This window comes from Streptomyces sp. NPDC054783, from assembly GCF_053611725.1.
On record NZ_JBSHAY010000032.1, the window covers coordinates 62,397 to 80,085 of the forward strand.

Below are 17,689 nucleotides of genomic sequence, written 5' to 3' on the forward strand. Positions count from 1 at the left end.
CCTCTCCGGCTGCTCAGGCGGTGGCTGCCGTGTAGCGGTTGGCGGGGCGGGCGAGGCCGAGCAGACCGCGAAGGGTGCCGGACTCGTAGGCCTCCCGGAAGAGGCCCCGGCGCTGCAGTTCGGGCACCAGGTCACGGCTGATGCGGGGCAGGTCATGCCCGGCGACGGCCGGCCGCAGCCGGAACCCGGTCAGCCCGCCCGTTGCCAACTCATCCAGCAGATCGGCCAGTTGCGCGGCCGTACCGGCGAAGATCCGGGCGTCGCCGGTGTACGGCTCGCCCGCGAGCGCGTCCAGCCGCTCCCGCCGGGCCTGGGCCTCGGCCGGGCTGTCGTCGAGGAAGACGACGAGGTCACCGAAGATGTGCACGGTGTCCCCGGCGCGGCCCGCCGCCCGCTGCTCGGCGCGGATCTCGGCGACGATCGCCCGGGCCTGCTCCGCGTCGTGCGGGGTCACATAACCGACGTCGGCCTGGCGGGCGACGAGCCGGTACGGGACGGTCCGGTGGGCGAGGGCGGTGACCGGCGGTTGCCCCTGGGGCGGGCGGGGCGTGATCGAGGGGCCCTTGACGCTGAAGTGCCGCCCCTCGAAATCGATGTAGTGCAGCTTGTCCCGGTCGATGAAGCGGCCCGTCGCCGCGTCCCGGATCTCGGCGTCGTCCTCCCAGCTGTCCCAGAGCCGGCGCACCGCTTCCACGTGATCGGCGGCCTCGTCGAACAGTTCGGCGACGATGTCCTGTGCGGCCGGGCTGTCGTAGGCCTCGATCCGGCCGATGCCACGGCGGCCGAAGTGGGCGGCCTCGTTCGGCCGGGCGCTGATCTGCACCCGCAGGCCCGCGCGGCCGGTGCTGACGTAGTCGAGGGTGGCGATCGCCTTCGAGATGTGGAACGGCTCGGTGTGCGTTGCCACCACGGTCGGGACCAGGCCTATGTGCTTGGTGAGCGGGGCGACGCGGGAGGCGACGAGGACCGCGTCGAGCCGGCCGCGCACCAGGTCGGTGCGCTCGTCGGGATCGAGGAAGTGTGTGGACTGCGGGCCGAGGCCGTCCTCGATGGTGACGAAGTCGATGAGGCCCCGTTCGGCCTCGGCGACCAGGTCGGCCCAGTAGCCGGCGGTGAACAGGTCCCGGGGGCGGGCGACCGGCTCGCGCCAGGACGCGGGGTGCCAGCCGGTGCCGTCCAGGGCGACGGCAAGGTGCAGCGGAGAATAGGGAGTTGGGGACACGGCGGTGCCTTCCTTGATGTCCGTGACGGATGTCCGTGACGGATGTCCGTGACGGATGTCCGTGACGGATGTCCGTGACGGATGTCCGTGACGGATGTCCGTGACGAGAACACCGGCTCGCGAGGGCAGGCGTCGGCGAGGGCGAGCGCGGCAGGACGCGGGGCTGGAGCGGGCGCTGGAAGGAGACGTCAGCCCCGGCGGCGGGCAGAGCCCGGTGCGGTACACAGTGCGCTGTTGACGCGGAGCAGATCGACGGCGCGGTCGGCGACGAGGAGCCCGGCGTACGACCGTACGCAGCCCTGGGGGCGGCTCACGGCCGTCCTGGGAGCTGCGTACATGGCGTCACCTGTCACTGTTCCGGCCCCGCGGGGCCCTCGCGCCTACCGAAAGCGTCATCCCGGTCCGGTCGTCACCTGGGGCACCCCACCGCGATGCGAGGGTTGCCGGTCAGCGAGCCAGGGCGTGGCGCTGACGCTCATGACCGTTCTGAGCCGCAAGTAAGGCAGTTGCCCGTTCGGATGTCAACGGCCGTCCGCGTGGTGGATGTCGTCCGACCGTTTCTCACCTGCGGGAAGCGTCCTCGGCATCCGCGGCGTGGCCCGCCCAGTCCAGGATCTGGACGGCAGCCCCGGCCGCCTCGAGACCCCGGCAACGGCCTTGGTGGCGGCGTGAGATGCCGTCGAGGTCGAGATGGTGGCCGAACGCAGGGTGGGCGGCCAGGCGGCGGGCGTGGGCCCACAGGGCGTGGTGGCCCGCGATGCGGTGGACGGCGGAGGCGTCCAGATGGCAGCGGTGGACGGTGTCCAACTGCACCAGGGCGACCCACAGTTCGATGTCGGCCGCGGTGAGCCGGTCGTCGACCAGGTACGTCTCTGCGGCCAGCCGGCTCTCCAGCCGGCCCAGGGTGCCCAGGAGCACGTCCAGGGCGGCGGCCCGCTCGACGGGATCGGCGCCGGCCTGCCCGGCGCGCTGCGCGGCCTCCTCGATCCCCTCGGCGCACATCCGCTCGACGGCCTCGATGACGGACTCCTGACCGCACGGGTACAGGGCGGCGCGGCCCTCGCGCGGGAAGCGGTCGAGGTCGCGCAGGATGTCGCGGGCACGGGTGCTGACGATCCGTCCGGACCAGTCGTCGCTGAGTACGGGCGCGAGGGCCGGGCCGGTGTAGTGGTGGGCGCTCGCCTCGTACAGCGGCCGCAGCGCGGAGTGGCCGCCGCCGGGACGGTCCGGTACGGCGGGCAGGACCGTGACCGGACAACTGCCGTCCAGGCCGAGGAGGCTGTGGCCGACGGCCAGGCGGAGCCCGTCGGGGCAGGCGGTCGACAGATGGAGCCGGTAGCGGTGCGGCACGGCGTAGTGGCCACTGCGCGCGTCCCGGCCGATCCGGCCCCGGAAGACGTGCGCGGCGCGATGGACGGGCGGGACGGCGGCGAGCGGAGTGATGGACATGCGTCTCCCCGGGTGATGGACGTACGGACGCGCGCGGCGACGAGCGGCGCCGGCCGGTGGCGCGAGGCCCCGGCTCAGCGGCAGCGGCTGATCGCGCTGCAGACGCGCAACAGGTCGATGTGCCGGCGGGAGGTGAGCAGGGGCGCGCACAACGGCGCACGGCCCGCGAGGCCGGTGACCGTGTCGAGGCGCGTCATCATTCCCTACCTGTTCACTAGGATTCCCATCCTGGAGTCTCGACCCGGCATTCGGCGACGTCAAGAGGGCGTCCACGCCTGGGACATGTGTGTGACCGGCCGAGAGCGTCCGAGGTCTCCTCAGAATCGGAACCATGTGACATAGTACTGATGTGGCAAAGCGATTGACCTGCGATGTCGTGGTCGTGGGAGCCGGCATGGTGGGCGCGGCCTGTGCGCTGTACGCCGCACGGGCCGGCCTCGAGGTGCGGGTGGTGGACCGGGGCCCGGTGGCCGGCGGCACCACCGGCGCGGGCGAGGGCAACCTGCTCGTCTCCGACAAGGAACCGGGCCCCGAGCTCGATCTGGCCCTGCTGTCCGCCCGGTTGTGGGCCCAGCTGGGCGACGAGTTCGGAGCGGCGGTCGAGCACGAACCCAAGGGCGGCCTCGTGGTCGCCTCCACCTCCCGGACCCTCGCCGCGCTGCACGCGTTCGCGGACGGGCAGCGGGCCGCCGGAGTCGTGGCCGACCCGGTAACCGCAAACCAACTGCCTTCTCTGGAACCACATTTGGTCCCCGGTCTGGCGGGCGGGGTGCACTATCCGCAGGACGCCCAGGTCATGCCCGCCCTCGCCGCCGCCCACGTGCTCCGCGCCTCCGGCGCCCGCCTGCACACCGGGTGGACCGTGACCGGGGTACTGCGCACGGCCGGCGGCGCGGTGGCCGGTGTCCGCACCGACCGGGGCGAGCTGCACGCACCGGCGGTGGTGAACGCGGCCGGCACCTGGGGCGGCGAGCTCGCGGCGCTCGCCGGCGTCCGGCTGCCGGTGCTCCCCCGGCGCGGCTTCGTCCTGGTCACCGAGCCGCTGCCGCGGATGGTCCGGCACAAGGTGTACGCCGCCGACTACGTGGCGGACGTCGCGAGCGACTCGGCCGCCCTGCGGACCTCGCCGGTGGTGGAGGGCACGGCCGCCGGACCGGTGCTGATCGGCGCGAGCCGGGAGCGGGTCGGCTTCGACCGCTCGCTGTCGCTTCCGGCGGTACGGGCGCTCGCGGCCGGGGCGATCGGGCTGTTCCCGTTCCTGGAGCGGGTGCGCGCGCTGCGGACGTACGCGGGCTTCCGGCCGTACCTGCCCGACCACCTCCCGGCGATCGGCCCCGACCCTCGCGCGCCGGGGCTGTTCCACGCCTGCGGACACGAGGGCGCCGGCATCGGGCTGGCCACCGGTACGGGGCAGTTGACCGCACAGGCACTCACCGGGAAGACGCCGGAACTGGATCTCACGCCGTTCCGGCCGGAGCGGTTCGAGCGATGCGACACCGACGGAGGCGACACACCGTGAATCCCCTGGAGTGGGCCCGTAATCCGCTGGAGTCGGCCCCGAATCCCGTGGAGTTGGCCGGGGCGAGGCCGGGCGAGGCCTTCACCGTCACCTTCGACGGGCGGCCCCTCTCGGCCCTGCCCGGGCAGACGGTCGCGGCGGCGCTCTGGGCGGCGGGCGTGACCTCCTGGCGCAGCACCCGCGGGGCCGGCCGGCCGCGCGGGGTGTTCTGCGGCATCGGGGTGTGCTTCGACTGCCTGGTGACCGTCAACGGGCGGGCGAACCAACGGGCTTGCCTGGTGCCGGTCCGGCCGGGCGATGTGATCCGCACGCAGGAGGGGACGGGACGATGACCGAGCGAACGCATCTCGCCGTCGTCGGGGCGGGCCCGGCGGGTCTCGCCGGGGCACTGGCGGCGGCCGCACGGGGTGTACGGGTCACCCTCGTCGACGCGGCCGAGCAGGCGGGCGGCCAGTTCTACCGGCAGCCCGCCCGGGCCCTCGGCGCCCGCCGCCCCGAGGCCCTGCACCATCAGTGGCGCACCTGGGAGCGACTGCGGGACGGCATCGACCGGCACATCACCGCCGGACGCGTCACCCACCTGACGGAGCATCACGTCTGGTGCGCGCAAGGCGAGTCCGGCGGCTTCACGGTGCACGCCCTGCGCGGCCCCGCACAGGAGGAGGGGGCCATCGTCCGCGCCGACGCCGTGCTGCTCGCCACCGGCGGGTACGAGCGCGTGCTGCCCTTCCCCGGCTGGACGCTGCCCGGTGTGGTCACGGCGGGCGGCGCGCAGGCCATGCTCAAGGGCGGACTCGTGCTGCCCGGCCGCACGGTCGTGGTCGCCGGCACCGGACCGCTGCTGCTGCCCGTGGCCACAGGGCTCGCCGCGGCCGGGGCGCGGGTGGCCGCGCTGGTCGAGTCCGCCGACCCGGGGACCGTACTGCGCCGGACTCCGGCCCTGGCGGCGGCGGTGCCGGGCAAGCTCGCCGAAGGCGCCTGGTACGCGGGCCGGTTGCTGCGGCACAAGGTGCGCACGCTGCCCCGGCACACCGTGCTGGACGCGCACGGCACCGACCGGCTGGAGGCGGTCACCGTCGCCGCGCTGGACAGGGACGGGCGCATCAGGCCCGGCAGCGCGCGCCGCATCCCCTGTGACACCCTCGCCGTCGGACACGGCATGCTGCCGCACACCGACCTCGCCGAGACGCTCGGCTGCACCCTGACCGGCACGGACGTACGGGTGGACGACGAGCAGCGCACGGACGTGCCCGGGGTCTGGGCCGCAGGGGAGACCACCGGGATCGGCGGCGCGGCCCTCGCGCTCGCCGAGGGACACATCGCGGGCCGCTCGATCGCCGCCCGCCTGCGCGGCGCCGTCCCGGACCCGCACTCCTGGGCGGCGGCCGCCCGGGCCAGGACCCGGCAGCGGGCGTTCTTCGCGGCTCTGGAGACGGTGTACGCGCCGCCTGCGGGCTGGACGGACCGGATCACGGACGACACGGTGGTGTGCCGGTGCGAGGAGGTCACCGCCGGTCAGGTCCGTACGGCCGCCGGCGCGCTCGGCGCGGGTGATCTGCGCACCGCGAAGCTGCTCACCCGGGCCGGGATGGGCTGGTGCCAGGGCCGGATGTGCGCGCCCGCGGTGGCCGGCCTGACCGGCTGCCCGCTCGCTCCGGGCCGCCGCCCCTTCGCCCGACCGGTGCCGCTCGGTGTTTTGGCCGCGCTGCCGGAAGACTGAACCACGCTGCCGGAAGACTGAACCACCCGGACCGAATCACCCGCACCGAGACCTGTCCACAGGTCGTCCCGCCTCAGTAATATGTCACACCTCATTGGATGGGGGATTCCCGCGATGACCCACTCACCGACCCACTCTCTGCACCGCCCCTGGCGCGGCGTCCTCGTCGCCACCGCCCTCCCGTTGCGCGACGACCTCTCGGTCGACCACGACCGCTATGCCGAGCACTGCGCCTGGCTGGTGGCGAACGGCTGTGACGGCGTCGTACCCAACGGCTCGCTCGGCGAGTACCAGGTGCTCACCGCCGAGGAGCGCGCCCGGGTGGTGGAGACGGCCGTGGCGGCGATCGGCGGCGAGCGGGTGATGCCGGGCGTCGCCGCGTACGGCTCGGCCGAGGCCCGGCGCTGGGCCGAGCAGGCGGGCGAGGCCGGCTGCGCCTCGGTGATGCTGCTGCCGCCCAACGCCTACCGCGCCGACGAGCGTTCCGTCCTCGCCCACTACGCCGAGGTGGCCCGCGCGGGCCTGCCGGTGGTGGCGTACAACAACCCGATCGACACCAAGGTCGACCTGGTGCCCGAACTCCTCGCCCGACTGCACGGCGAAGGCCACATCCACGGCGTCAAGGAGTTCTCCGGTGACGTCCGCCGCGCCTACCGTATCGCCGAACTCGCTCCGGAACTGGACCTGTTGATCGGTGCCGACGACGTTCTGCTCGAGCTGGCCGTGGCGGGCGCCAAGGGCTGGGTGGCCGGTTACCCGAACGCGCTCCCCCGGGCCTCGGCGGAGCTGTACCGTGCCGCGGTGGCCGGGGACCTCACCGCCGCGCTCCCCCTGTACCGGCAGCTCCATCCCCTGCTGCGCTGGGACTCCCGGGTGGAGTTCGTGCAGGCGATCAAACTGTCCATGGACGTCGTCGGCCGGTACGGCGGCCCGGTGCGCCCGCCCCGCGTCCCGCTGCCGCCCGAGCAGGAGGCGGCGGTCCGGGCGGCCACCGAGAAGGCCGTCGCCGCGGGCCTCGCATAAGCGCGCACAAGGGAGCCGGATCATGCGCAGCAAGCTCGTCCTGCACGCCGTCGACTCGCACACCGAGGGCATGCCGACCCGGGTGATCACCGGCGGGATCGGCACCGTACCGGGTGCGACGATGAACGAACGGCGGCTGTATTTCCGTGAACACCGCGACCACATCAAGCGGTTGCTGATGAACGAGCCGCGCGGCCACTCCGCGATGAGCGGCGCGATCCTGCAGCCGCCGACCCGGCCCGACTGCGACTGGGGCGTCATCTACATCGAGGTCTCCGGCTATCTGCCGATGTGCGGGCACGGCACCATCGGGGTGGCGACCGTGCTGGTCGAGACCGGCATGGTGGAGGTGGTGGAGCCGGTGACCACCATCCGGCTCGACACCCCGGCGGGGCCGGTGGTCGCCGAGGTGGCGGTGGAGAACGGCGCCGCGCGGAACGTGACCCTGAAGAACGTGCCGTCGTTCGCCGTCGCCCTGGACCGCAAGATCACCCTGCCCGACGGGCGCACGGTCACCTACGACCTCGCCTACGGCGGCAACTTCTACGCGATCCTCCCGCTCGACGCCTTCGGGCTGCCCTTCGACCGCGCCCGCAAGGACGACATCCTGGCGGCGGGCCTGTCGCTGATGGAGGCGATCAACTCCCAGGCGGAACCGGTGCATCCGGAGGATCCCTCCATCCGCGGCTGCCACCACGTCCACCTCTACGCACCCGGTGCCACGGCACGCCACTCCCGCCACGCGATGGCCATCCACCCCGGCTGGTTCGACCGCTCCCCCTGCGGCACTGGCACGAGCGCCCGCATGGCGCAGTTGCACGCACGCGGCGAACTGCCGTTGCACACCGAGTTCGTGAACGAGTCCTTCATCGGCACCCGCTTCACCGGACGGCTGCTCGGCACGACGGAGGTCGCGGGCCGCCCGGCGGTTCTGCCCAGCTTCACCGGCCGCGCGTGGATCACCGGCACCGCCCAGTACCTCCTGGACCCCACCGACCCCTTCCCGGAGGGCTTCGTCCTCTAGACGTCCTCTAGACTCACCTGGTGATGCGTGACATGGCACCGAACACGCGAGGCACGGAGATGCCCGCGCTCCCCCGGCTGGGCGGCCGGCGCAGCAGCTACCGCGAGCGGGTCGCCGACGCGCTGCGCGCCGCGCTGATCGCCGGCGAGCTGCGGCCGGGCGAGGTCTACTCCGCGCCCTCGCTCGCCGCCCGCTTCGGCGTCTCGGCGACGCCGGTGCGGGAGGCGATGCTGGACCTGGCCAAGGAGGGCCTGGTCGACACCGTGCCCAACAAGGGCTTCCGGGTCACCGTCGTCTCCGACAAGCAGCTGGACGAGTACACGCACATCCGCGCCCTGATCGAGATCCCGACCGTCGTCGCACTGGCCCGCACCGCCGACCGTGTCTCGCTGGAGGCGCTGCGCCCGGCGGCCCGTGAGATCGTCACGGCGGCGGTGACGGGCGACCTGATCGCCTATGTCGAGGCCGACACGCGCTTCCACCTGGGCCTGCTCGCCCTCGCGGGCAACGCCCACCTGGTCGAGGTGGTCGCCGACCTGCGCAAACGCTCCCGCCTCTACGGCCTGACGGCCCTGGTGGAGGCCGGCCGCCTGCTCGCCTCGGCCGAGGAGCACCTGGAACTCCTCGACGCCCTGCTGGAACGGGACGAAAAGGCCATCCACGCGATCATGACCCGGCATCTGGGCCATGTGCGCAGCCTGTGGGCCGGCGGCGAGGCCTAGGCCCTGTCGTCGAACTCCCCCAGCCTTCGGCCGGGCGGTGCCCCCAGCTCCGCGACGCCATGCACGCACTCTCGCCGCACCGGGCCCGGGCCCAAGTACGTCCCCGGTACGAGGGCCAGGTCCCGGCGCTCCGAGAGCACGCACCTGACGCCACAGGGGCCGCCCTCCGGGCGGACGGCGGGAGTTTGACGACAGGCCTTAGTCCCGCAGTGCGCCGGCCAGGTCGACCGTCCGGCGCATCTGGTCGCAGGTGAGCCGCCGGACGTCCGCGATCAGCTCGCCGACTCCCGTGCCGGTCGTCCGCCCCGTCACCTCGCACGGGGTGGCTCCGGTGAGCACGGCCAGGTCGGGGGCCGGGATGCCCAGTACGGCGGCGAAGTCGGCCAGCAGGCCGGCGGTCACCTCCGTGCCGCCCCGGGCCAGCGCACCGTAGGTGGACGCCGCCCAGTACCGGCCGGTGAGCAGCGCGAACGTCTTCGCCACGCTCACGAGTCCCAGGTTCCGGTTGTGCACGAGGCGCATCAGCAGCGCGCCGGGACCGGTCGCCCCGGCGTACGGCACGGTGACGGACGCGGGAGCCAGGGGCTCCTCCTGCGGCAGGGACGCGACGAACCCGCGCAGGGCCCGGATGCCGTCGGGCGACAGCTTCATGGCCTGCCGCACGAGGTCCGGCACCAGGCGGCCGGCCCGGGGGTCCACGGGCACGCACTCGTCCGGGACCTCCTTACCGGCGAGGGTGAATGCGTCCGCCGCGTGGAGGCCGAGTGCCGGGCCGAGTCGCCGGAGCAGCGGGTACGAGGCCGGGCCGCCGTTCAGCACGCCGCGCACCCACTCCTCGGGCACACCGGCCTGCCGGGACAGCGAGCCGGCGTCCGTCCGCCGGTGCTCCACCCAGCGCCGCAGCCGCGCGCCGAAGCCGTGCTCGCCGCCGTACTCCCACCGGCGCGCCTCCCATGCGGCCCGGTCCCCGATGTACACGGAGATCGGGTGCTCGTACCAGCCGGGGGCCGTGGGCAGGTCGCTGATCAGGGCCGGCACCTCCGGCTCGAACCGCAGCAGGGCCAGCGTCTTCCATCCGTGCGGGATGCCGTCGAAGGGCTTGCCGAACTGCTGGGTCACGGCGACGACCGTGACCGTGACCCAGGTGGCGTCACCCTCGTCGGCCGCCGGGAAGCAGCACTCGTAGCGCCGTCCCAGGGGCACGTCCGCGTAACAGAACGACAGGAAGAGGACCTGCTCCCCGGGGGAAGGCGGGGGCAGGGCCGTGCCGACGTCGGCCAGAGCTTTCGCGCCGGCGCGGGACTCGACGCACAGGACACGCTCGGCCGCCGGGGTGGCCTCTTCCGTTCTCATGCCGTCAGATCATCGCAGCCGTGCCGCTCCACGCCGGTCCGAGGCGCCGAATATCTCTCGGTGCAGACGCCGCATCAGTGCACTTTTTCCACCACCAGCCGCTCCGGACGGCACAAGAAGCGGCGATTTTGCGGCGGGCAAGGGCATACCGGACCATTGCAGCGCCCCGGCGATCCCGGGACATCAGTTCGATGAGAGGCGCACCACCCATGCACGTCACCGGAACCGCCCCGCAGCCGGCTCCGGCCCCTTCCGAGGACCTCACGGCCGTCGTCGGAGACCTTCGCGGCACCACCGGCGTCGCCGACGCCCACGGCACCACCAGCAAACATGCCCGGCGCTTCGGCCTGCCGGTCGCGACCGCGCTGGTCATGGGCAACATCATCGGCGGCGGCATCTTCCTGCTCCCCGCCTCCATCGCCCCGTACGGCTGGGTCAGCCTGATCGCCTTCGGTGTGCTGACCGTGGGAGCCATCGCGCTCGCGCTGGTCTTCGGCCGGCTGGCCGCGCGCGACCCCCGCACCGGCGGCCCCTATGTCTACACCCGCGAGGCCTTCGGTGACTTCGCCGGATTCCTCGCCGCATGGGCATACTGGATCACCACCTGGGTGTCGAACGCGGCCCTCGCCGTCGCCGCCGTCGGCTACCTGGACGTGCTGATCCCGGTCACCCACCACAAGTGGACCGCGTGCCTGGCCGCCCTCGCCCTGCAGTGGCTGCCCGCACTCGCCAACTTCGCCGGCACCCGGTACGTGGGCGCGGTCCAGCTGGTGTCGACGGTCCTGAAGTTCGTGCCGCTGCTGCTGGTCGCGGTCGGCGGCCTGTTCTTCTTCGACCCCGCCCGGCTCGGACCGTTCAACGCCAGTGGTCACAGCGCCGTAGGTGCCGTCTCCGCCTCCGCCGCCCTGCTGCTCTTCTCCTACCTCGGAGTGGAGTCCGCCGCCGTGAGCGCCGGCGAGGTCAGGGACGCCCGCCGCAACGTGGGGCGCGCCACCGTGATCGGCACCGCGGGTGCCGCGCTGGTCTATCTGCTGGGCACGCTGTCCGTCTTCGGCACGGTCGCGCACAACCGGCTGATGGCCTCCACGGCCCCCTTCTCCGACGCCGTGAACACGATGTTCGGGGGCCGCTGGGGCGGTACGGCGGTGGCGCTGGCGGCGCTGGTGTCGATGACCGGCTGCCTCAACGGCTGGACGCTGCTGAGCGCGCAGACCCCGTACGCCGCGGCCAGGGACGGCCTGTTCCCGGCGGCCTTCGCGCGCCGCCGCCGGGGTGTGCCGACGGTGGGTGTCGGCGTCACGGTCGTGCTGTCCTCCCTGCTCACGGCGTACAACTACCTGTCGGGCTCGGCGAAGGTCTTCGACGTCCTGGTCCTGGTCACGACGTTCACCGCGACCGTGCCGTACCTGCTGGCGACGGCGGCGCAGCTCGTCCACCTGGTCTCCGGCAGGTCGGTGGACCGGGCGCGGCTCGTGCGGGACTCGGTGATCACCGCGGTCGCGGCCGTCTTCTCCGTCTGGCTGATGGCGGGCGCCGGTTACGCGGCGGTGTACCAGGGTGTGCTGTTCCTGTTCGTCGGGATCCTGGTCTACGCGGTGATGGCGGCGCGGCGGCAGCGGAAGCCGGCGGAGACCGGCACCCCGTAATTCGCCGGCCGCTCACGGTGACCCGGCGGGATGATGCCCGGCGTCGGCCGTGCGACCGCCGTGCCGGTCCGGGAGGCCCAGCTCAGCGGCGGCGGCCGTGCCCATGTGTACGAACTGATCCGGCCCGCGCCGGGGATGGGCGGTGTCCTCGGCGCCTGTCACGGCCTCGACGTACCGCTGGTGTTCGGCAACCTCGGCAGCGGGCAGCCGACCGCGCTGATCGGCGAGCGCCCCTCCCCCGCCGCGGAGGAACTGTCCGCGTCGTTCCGCACCGCGTGGTCGGCCTGCGCCGCGCACGGCGAGCCCGGCTGGCCGGCCTATGACAAAGGAGCGACGCCTCACCCGGATCTTCGACGAACAGCCGCCCGTGACGCCCTACCCGGAGGAGACCTCCCGGCTGCTCTGGCGGGATCACGTCTTCGCGGCGCTGCCTCTGCTCGGTCAGGAGACGATGCGATAGAGGTGCTCGGGACGCCCGGCGGCGCCGTACCGGAGCTCCAGGCGGACCATGCCCTCCTTGACCAGGTAGGACAGATAGCGCTGGGCCGTGGCGCGGGAGACGCCGGTGAGTTCGGCCGCCTCGGCCGCGGACACCGGGCCGCTCGCGGCACGCAGCGCCTGGTGGACCAGGGTCAGGGTGGGCGCCGAGTGGCCCTTGGCCGGCACCCGCGGCACGGCGGGCGGCCGGGCGGCGCTGAACAGGGCGTCCACATCGGCCTGATCGGTCTCGGCGGCCGGGCCGAGCACCTCCACGCGGTGCTGGAGCTCCCGGTAGGCGGTGAGCCGCTCGCACAGGTCGGGCGAGCCGAACGGCTTGACCAGGTAGCCCACGGCACCGAGCTTCATGGCGCTGCGCACCGACTCGATGTCCCGGTCCGCCGTGATCATCAGGGCGTCGGGCCGGGCTCCGCCCTCGTCCCCGGTGAGCCGGCGCAGCACGTCGAGTCCGCTGCCGTCGGGCAGGAAGATGTCGAGCAGCAGCAGGTCGGGGCGCAGCGCCCGGACCGCCTCCAGTGCCTCGGCGACGCTCGCCGCCTCGCCGACCACGTCGAATCCCGGGACGCGGCTCACGTACTCGCTGTGGATGTGGCTCACCCGGAAGTCGTCGTCCACGACCAGGGTCCGGATCATCAGCGCTCGCCTCCCACCGGCAACGCCGTGGTGAACAGTGCTCCGTGCGGTGCTCCCCGCGGCGCTCCGTGCGGCGCGTGGGCCGTGTCCGGCAGGGGCAGTACGACCGTGAAGACCGCGCCGGGTCCCTCGCTGACCGTGATGGTGCCGCCGTGCCGTTGCACCAGCCGGTGCACCAGGGCCAGTCCGAGGCCGCGCCGGGCGGTGCCCCGTTCCGGCCGGGTCGACCAGCCGTCCTCGAAGATCGACTCGGCCGAGTCCGGCGGTACCCCGGGACCGGTGTCCGCGACCCGGACCCGCACCTCGTGGGAGCTCTCGGTCAGGGTGAGCCGTACCTCGCGGCCGCCCGCCGGGCGCGGTCCCTCGCCGGCCGCGTCGACCGCGTTGTCCAGGAGGTTGCCGGCGATGGTCAGCAGCCGGTGCAGGTGCGGCGGGTCCTGGCCGAGGGCCGAGTCGTCGGTCAGCACGATCCGTACCCCGCGTTCGGCGGCGACCGTGGTCTTGGCGACGATCAGACCGACCATGAGGGAGTTGCCGATCCGCTTGCGCACGGACTCGCTGAGCGCCTGTCCGGCGCCGGCCGCGCCGACCGCGAACTCGTAGGCGTCGTCGTACTCCCCGATGTCGAGCAGGCCGGCCAGGGTGTGCATGCGGTTGGTGAACTCGTGCTGCTGGGCCCGGAGCGCGTCGGTCAGACCCCGCACGGAGTCCAGTTCGCGCAGCAGCCCGACCAGCTCGGTGCGGTCCCGTACGGTGACCACGGCGCCGAGTTCACGGCCGTGCAGGGTGACCGGCATGCGGTTGACGACGAGGCAGTGTTCGTCGGTCAGGACGCTGACGTCGGTGCCGGTCAGGGTTCCGTCCAGGGCGCGGCGCAGCCGGCCGTCGGGCAGGACCTGCTCGACGGTGCGGCCGAGTGCGTTGCCGAGGCCGAGCAGCCGGCGGGCCTCGTCGTTCACCACGGTGATCCGGCCGTCGGGGTCGAAGGCGACCACGCCCTCGCGGATGCCGTGCAGCATCGCCTCGCGGTCCTGCAGCAGTCCGGCGATCTCCTCCAGCTCCAGCCCGAACGTGGTCCGCTTCAGCCGTCTGGCCAGCAGATACGCGGCCGCGGCACCGAGTGCGGTGGCGATCGCCGCGTACAGGCCGAAGGTGGGCAGCTCGCGCCACAGTTCGTCGAGCACATGCCGTTCCGGGATGCCCACCGACACCTCGCCGACCAGCTTGCCCGTCGGCCCGTACAGCGGGGCCTTGCCGTTGGCGGAGCGCCCGGTCGCGCCCTGGTCGGTGCCGACGTGCGTCCGGCCGTCCAGCACCACGATCGGCTCGGCCACCGGCGAGCCGACCAGCCGCGGCATGGGGTGCGAGTGGCGGACCCCGTGCAGGTCGATCACCACCACGTACGACGCCCCCGACGCCCTGCGGATCCGCTCGGCGGCGGTCTGCACCACGACGCCGCCGTCGCCGTACTGCATGGCCCGGCGGATCTGCGGGTCCGCGGCCGCGGTCTGCGCGATGCCCACGGCCCGCTCCTCGTAGGTGCGGTCGAGTGCGGAGCGCTGCGCGAAGGCGAACAGGACGAATCCGATGGCGCCCGTGAGCGCCAGTATGACGAGCTGGCTGGCGAGGATCCGCGCGGAGAGTCTCCCCCTCCCGCCGCGCCCGATCCGCATTCGGCTGGGTGTCACAGGTGCCTCTTCGCTTCTGTCCCGCGTGGTGCCGGGCCGGCCCGACGCCGGACCCGTGGTGGCGTGATTGTGCCTGATGGCCGAAACCCTGCCCACCCCCGTTTCGCTGAGCAGAATGAGCAGAACCCCGGTTAACGCGGCTTTCGCGAGATACCTGGGAAACAGCGACGTAACACCGGGTGACCTCTAGCGTCTGCTTTCTCGACCCCACGAGGTGTGGAAGGAGACGGCCTCACATGGCTTCGCGAAACGATGTCGCGACGAGCCCGATCGCCGGTGCAGCAGAGCGCGAGGACGCGCGCATCGAGATCTCCGGGCTCACCAAGCGATTCCTGACCCCTGCCGGTGAGGTGTTCACGGCGCTGCAAGGCGTTTCGTTCACCGTGGAGCCGGGTCAGTTCTGTGCGGTGGTCGGCCCCACCGGCTGCGGCAAGTCGACCACGCTCGGCATGGTGTCCGGGCTCGACCGGCCCAGCGAGGGCTCGGTCAGGGTCGGCGGCCGTGAGGTGGACGGCATCACCGACGGCGTCAGCTTCATGTTCCAGGCGGACGCGCTGCTGCCCTGGAAGACCGTCCTCGGCAATGTGCTCATGGGCCCGATATTCCGCGGCGTTCCCAAGCAGCAGGCCCAGGCCTCGGCGCGCGACTGGCTGCGCCGGGTCGGCCTCGCCGGGTTCGAGGACCGCTACCCGCACCAGCTCTCCGGCGGTATGCGCAAGCGCGTGGCGATGGCCGCTGCGCTGATCAACGAACCCAAGATCCTGATCATGGACGAGCCGTTCGGCGCCCTGGACGTGCAGACCAAGGCGATCATGTCGACCGAGCTGCTGGACCTGTGGGAGCAGATCCGGCCCTCCGTCATCTTCATCACCCACGACCTCGACGAGGCCGTGGCGCTCGCCGACCGGGTCGTCGTCATGACGTCCAGTCCCGGGTCGGTCAAGGCCGTCTTCGACATCGACCTGCCGCGTCCGCGCGGCTCGGTCCAGGAGATCCGCTACCAGCCCCGCTTCATCGAACTGCAGCACCAGATCTGGGACACGCTGCGCGAAGAAGTGGAGCGCGCCTACGCACGCACCGCAGGAGGAAAGGCATGAGCACGACGTCCACCGCTTCCGCCGTCCCGGTCGCCGACGGCGGGCAGGCCTCGGCCGCGGCCGCCGCCAAACGGGCCGCACGACGCCGCGTCGCGCTGGTCTGGGCGGGCCGCCTCGGCCTCGCCGCGTTCGTCATCGGCGGCTGGCAGGCGTTCACCACCTGGGGCGTCGTCGACCCGTTCTTCTTCGGGCAGCCGTCCGGGATCTGGAAGCGGCTGATCGACCTCTTCCAGAACGGCACCGAGTTCGGGTCCTTCTACGCGAACATCTGGACCACCATCCAGGAGGCGCTCATCGGCTTCGCCCTCGGCGCGGGCACCGGAGTCGTCGTCGGTGTCGCGCTGGGCCAGAGCCGTTATCTGTCCGACGTCCTCGGTCCCTACATCAAGATGGTCAACGCCATCCCGCGCATCGTCCTCGGCTCGATCTTCATCGTCGCCTTCGGTATCGGCGTCACACCGAAGATCCTGCTCGCCGCCGTGCTGGTGTTCTTCATCGTCTTCTTCAACGCCTTCCAGGGCGTCCGCGAGGTCGACCGCAACATCCTCGCCAACGCCCGGGTGCTCGGCGCCTCCCAGATGCAGATCATCCGGCACGTCATCGTGCCCTCCGCACTCACCTGGATCATCGCCAGCCTGCACAGCGCGTTCGGCTTCGCCATCGTCGGCGCGCTGGTCGGCGAGGTGCTGGGCGCGCAGAGCGGCCTCGGTCTCGTCATCAAGACCGCGCAGAACAACTTCGACCCCAACGGCGTGTTCGCCACGATGCTCGTCATCGCGGTGATCGTGCTCGGCGCGGAGTGGCTGATCGGCAAGCTCGAGCACCGGCTGCTCTCCTGGCGCCCGCCGGCCCCTTCCGAAGCCAACAGCCTCTGATCTCCTCTCCCTTCTCCGGTCCATCTCGGGTCCATCCCAAGAACGAAAGAGCCGCCATGTTCAAGAGAACCCTCACCGCCTCCCTCGTCACCGTGCTCGCCCTCGGCGCGGCCACCGCGTGTTCCAGCAGCTCCTCCGGCTCCGGTTCGAGCGGTTCCGGCGGCACCCCGACCGTCAGGCTCATGGTCGGCGGCATCGACAAGCAGATCTACCTGCCGTACCAGCTCGCCCAGAACCTCGGCTTCTACAAGAAGTACGGCGTCAACGTCGTACTGAGCACCGAGCAGGACGGCGGCACCGGCGCCGAGGAGGCCATGGCCTCGGGGCAGGTGGACATGGCGGGCGCCTGGTACAACCACACGATCGACTTCCAGGTGAAGGGCAAGGCGGTGGAGGACGTCGTCCAGCTGTCCGGCGCGCCGGGCGAGCGGGAGATGTGTGCCACCAAGAGCGGGGTGCACTCGGCCGCGGACTTCAAGGGCAAGACGCTGGGCGTGACCGACCTGGGCTCGGGCACCGACACCCTCACCCAGTTCCTGGCCGCCAAGAAGGGCGTCAAGACCGGCGACTTCCACCGGATCGGGGTCGGCGCGGGCTCCACCGCCATAGCCGCGCTGCAGAACGGCAAGGTGGCCTGTGTCATGACGACGCAGCCGACGGTCGCCGCGATCGAGAAGAAGGGCATGGGCTACTCGGCGGTCGACGCCGCCACCGTCTCCGGTGCCAAGGCGGCGACGGGCGGCGCCTGGCCGGCCGCCGGTGTCATCGCCCGTGCCGACTGGGTGAACTCGCACAAGGACGCGGTGCAGAAGGTCGTCGACGCGCTCGTGGCCACCATGCACTGGATCGACAAGCACAGCGCGGCCGACATCGCCGACAAGCTGCCGCAGTCGTTCGTGCAGAACCAGCTGGTCACCAAGGCCGACTACATCTCGGCCCTGACCCAGGACAAGGGCCAGTTCCTCCCGGACGGCATCATGCCGGCCGGTGGTCCCAAGAACGTCCTGTCCACGGAGGAGCTGGTGGGCCACGCGACCTCGAAGGTGAACCTCGGTACGACGTTCACCAACGACTTCGCCCTCGCGGCCAACAAGAAGGAGGGCTTCACCACGACGACGGCCCCGGCGGGGACGTCCGGCTGAGTCTCCGTCACGCACCGGAGACTGACGGGAATGACCAAGCGGCCGTGTCGGATCAGCCCGGCACGGCCGCTGATCTGT

General features: G+C 72.4%; 18 protein-coding genes and 1 riboswitch. Of the genes, 11 read left to right on the forward strand and 7 right to left on the reverse strand.

Features of this window, described 5'->3' with window-relative positions; all coding sequences use genetic code 11:
* Positions 1 to 13: 13 nt before the first annotated feature.
* The 4 genes from ACWGJ5_RS37395 to ACWGJ5_RS37410 all read right to left on the reverse strand — a co-directional run bounded on the left by ACWGJ5_RS37395 (position 14) and on the right by ACWGJ5_RS37410 (position 2,868).
* Positions 14 to 1,222 (reverse strand): LLM class flavin-dependent oxidoreductase, encoded by a 1,209-nt coding sequence (locus tag ACWGJ5_RS37395; RefSeq protein ID WP_453314078.1) that lies wholly within the window; start codon positions 1,220 to 1,222, stop codon positions 14 to 16.
* A 188-nt stretch (positions 1,223 to 1,410) separates the two neighbouring features.
* A complete protein-coding gene (locus ACWGJ5_RS37400; RefSeq protein WP_385310745.1) occupies positions 1,411 to 1,560 on the reverse strand; it encodes a hypothetical protein in 150 nt (49 codons plus the stop codon).
* A gap of 33 nt (positions 1,561 to 1,593) precedes the next feature.
* Positions 1,594 to 1,705, reverse strand: a riboswitch (SAM riboswitch).
* A gap of 78 nt (positions 1,706 to 1,783) precedes the next feature.
* A complete protein-coding gene (locus tag ACWGJ5_RS37405; protein ID WP_453314079.1) occupies positions 1,784 to 2,671 on the reverse strand; it encodes a glutathione S-transferase C-terminal domain-containing protein in 888 nt (295 codons plus the stop codon).
* Between the two features lie 74 nt (positions 2,672 to 2,745).
* On the reverse strand, positions 2,746 to 2,868 hold the full coding sequence (locus ACWGJ5_RS37410; protein ID WP_453314080.1) for a putative leader peptide: 123 nt from the start codon (positions 2,866 to 2,868) through the stop codon (positions 2,746 to 2,748).
* 152 nt (positions 2,869 to 3,020) lie between these two features.
* Between ACWGJ5_RS37410 and ACWGJ5_RS37415 the strand changes: the two genes are divergently transcribed.
* From ACWGJ5_RS37415 to ACWGJ5_RS37440, 6 genes are all read left to right on the forward strand, one after another.
* Positions 3,021 to 4,190, forward strand: a complete 1,170-nt coding sequence (locus ACWGJ5_RS37415) for an NAD(P)/FAD-dependent oxidoreductase (RefSeq protein ID WP_453314081.1) — start codon at positions 3,021 to 3,023, stop codon at positions 4,188 to 4,190.
* The gene (locus ACWGJ5_RS37420) at positions 4,187 to 4,522 is read left to right on the forward strand and encodes a (2Fe-2S)-binding protein (RefSeq protein WP_453314082.1); all 336 of its coding nucleotides are present in this window, start codon (positions 4,187 to 4,189) and stop codon (positions 4,520 to 4,522) included. Before ACWGJ5_RS37415 ends, ACWGJ5_RS37420 begins: the two co-directional genes overlap by 4 nt.
* Positions 4,519 to 5,910, forward strand: a complete 1,392-nt coding sequence (locus tag ACWGJ5_RS37425; protein ID WP_453314083.1) for an FAD-dependent oxidoreductase — start codon at positions 4,519 to 4,521, stop codon at positions 5,908 to 5,910. Before ACWGJ5_RS37420 ends, ACWGJ5_RS37425 begins: the two co-directional genes overlap by 4 nt.
* 114 nt (positions 5,911 to 6,024) lie before the next feature.
* Complete coding sequence (locus ACWGJ5_RS37430) at positions 6,025 to 6,933, forward strand: dihydrodipicolinate synthase family protein (protein ID WP_453314084.1); 909 nt, start codon at positions 6,025 to 6,027, stop codon at positions 6,931 to 6,933.
* Between the two features lie 22 nt (positions 6,934 to 6,955).
* On the forward strand, positions 6,956 to 7,957 hold the full coding sequence (locus ACWGJ5_RS37435) for a proline racemase family protein (RefSeq protein WP_453314085.1): 1,002 nt from the start codon (positions 6,956 to 6,958) through the stop codon (positions 7,955 to 7,957).
* A 32-nt stretch (positions 7,958 to 7,989) separates the two neighbouring features.
* Positions 7,990 to 8,679, forward strand: a complete 690-nt coding sequence (locus tag ACWGJ5_RS37440) for a GntR family transcriptional regulator (protein WP_453314086.1) — start codon at positions 7,990 to 7,992, stop codon at positions 8,677 to 8,679.
* A gap of 198 nt (positions 8,680 to 8,877) precedes the next feature.
* Here ACWGJ5_RS37440 and ACWGJ5_RS37445 read toward each other — a convergent pair whose 3' ends face one another.
* Positions 8,878 to 10,032, reverse strand: a complete 1,155-nt coding sequence (locus tag ACWGJ5_RS37445; RefSeq protein ID WP_453314087.1) for a hypothetical protein — start codon at positions 10,030 to 10,032, stop codon at positions 8,878 to 8,880.
* 209 nt (positions 10,033 to 10,241) lie between these two features.
* Between ACWGJ5_RS37445 and ACWGJ5_RS37450 the strand changes: the two genes are divergently transcribed.
* Positions 10,242 to 11,678 (forward strand): amino acid permease, encoded by a 1,437-nt coding sequence (locus ACWGJ5_RS37450; RefSeq protein ID WP_453314088.1) that lies wholly within the window; start codon positions 10,242 to 10,244, stop codon positions 11,676 to 11,678.
* 319 nt (positions 11,679 to 11,997) lie between these two features.
* Positions 11,998 to 12,138, forward strand: coding sequence for a hypothetical protein (locus ACWGJ5_RS37455; RefSeq protein WP_453314089.1), 141 nt, complete (start codon positions 11,998 to 12,000; stop codon positions 12,136 to 12,138).
* Here the strand turns inward: ACWGJ5_RS37455 and ACWGJ5_RS37460 are convergent.
* Together ACWGJ5_RS37460 and ACWGJ5_RS37465 are read right to left on the reverse strand one after the other, a co-directional pair.
* A complete protein-coding gene (locus tag ACWGJ5_RS37460) occupies positions 12,120 to 12,809 on the reverse strand; it encodes a response regulator (protein WP_228619367.1) in 690 nt (229 codons plus the stop codon). The two genes, ACWGJ5_RS37455 and ACWGJ5_RS37460, sit on opposite strands and share 19 nt — an antisense overlap.
* On the reverse strand, positions 12,809 to 14,497 hold the full coding sequence (locus tag ACWGJ5_RS37465) for an ATP-binding protein (protein WP_453314090.1): 1,689 nt from the start codon (positions 14,495 to 14,497) through the stop codon (positions 12,809 to 12,811). The genes ACWGJ5_RS37460 and ACWGJ5_RS37465 overlap by 1 nt, the downstream gene beginning before the upstream one ends.
* Positions 14,498 to 14,733: 236 nt before the next feature.
* Between ACWGJ5_RS37465 and ACWGJ5_RS37470 the strand changes: the two genes are divergently transcribed.
* Genes ACWGJ5_RS37470 through ACWGJ5_RS37480 form a run of 3 tightly spaced genes read left to right on the forward strand, consistent with a single transcriptional unit; the run spans position 14,734 to position 17,611 of the window.
* A complete protein-coding gene (locus ACWGJ5_RS37470; RefSeq protein ID WP_453314091.1) occupies positions 14,734 to 15,594 on the forward strand; it encodes an ABC transporter ATP-binding protein in 861 nt (286 codons plus the stop codon).
* Positions 15,591 to 16,469: an ABC transporter permease gene (locus ACWGJ5_RS37475; protein ID WP_453314092.1), complete on the forward strand. Its 879-nt coding sequence runs from the start codon at positions 15,591 to 15,593 to the stop codon at positions 16,467 to 16,469. The genes ACWGJ5_RS37470 and ACWGJ5_RS37475 overlap by 4 nt, the downstream gene beginning before the upstream one ends.
* A gap of 56 nt (positions 16,470 to 16,525) precedes the next feature.
* A complete protein-coding gene (locus ACWGJ5_RS37480; RefSeq protein WP_453314093.1) occupies positions 16,526 to 17,611 on the forward strand; it encodes an ABC transporter substrate-binding protein in 1,086 nt (361 codons plus the stop codon).
* Positions 17,612 to 17,689: the final 78 nt, after the last annotated feature.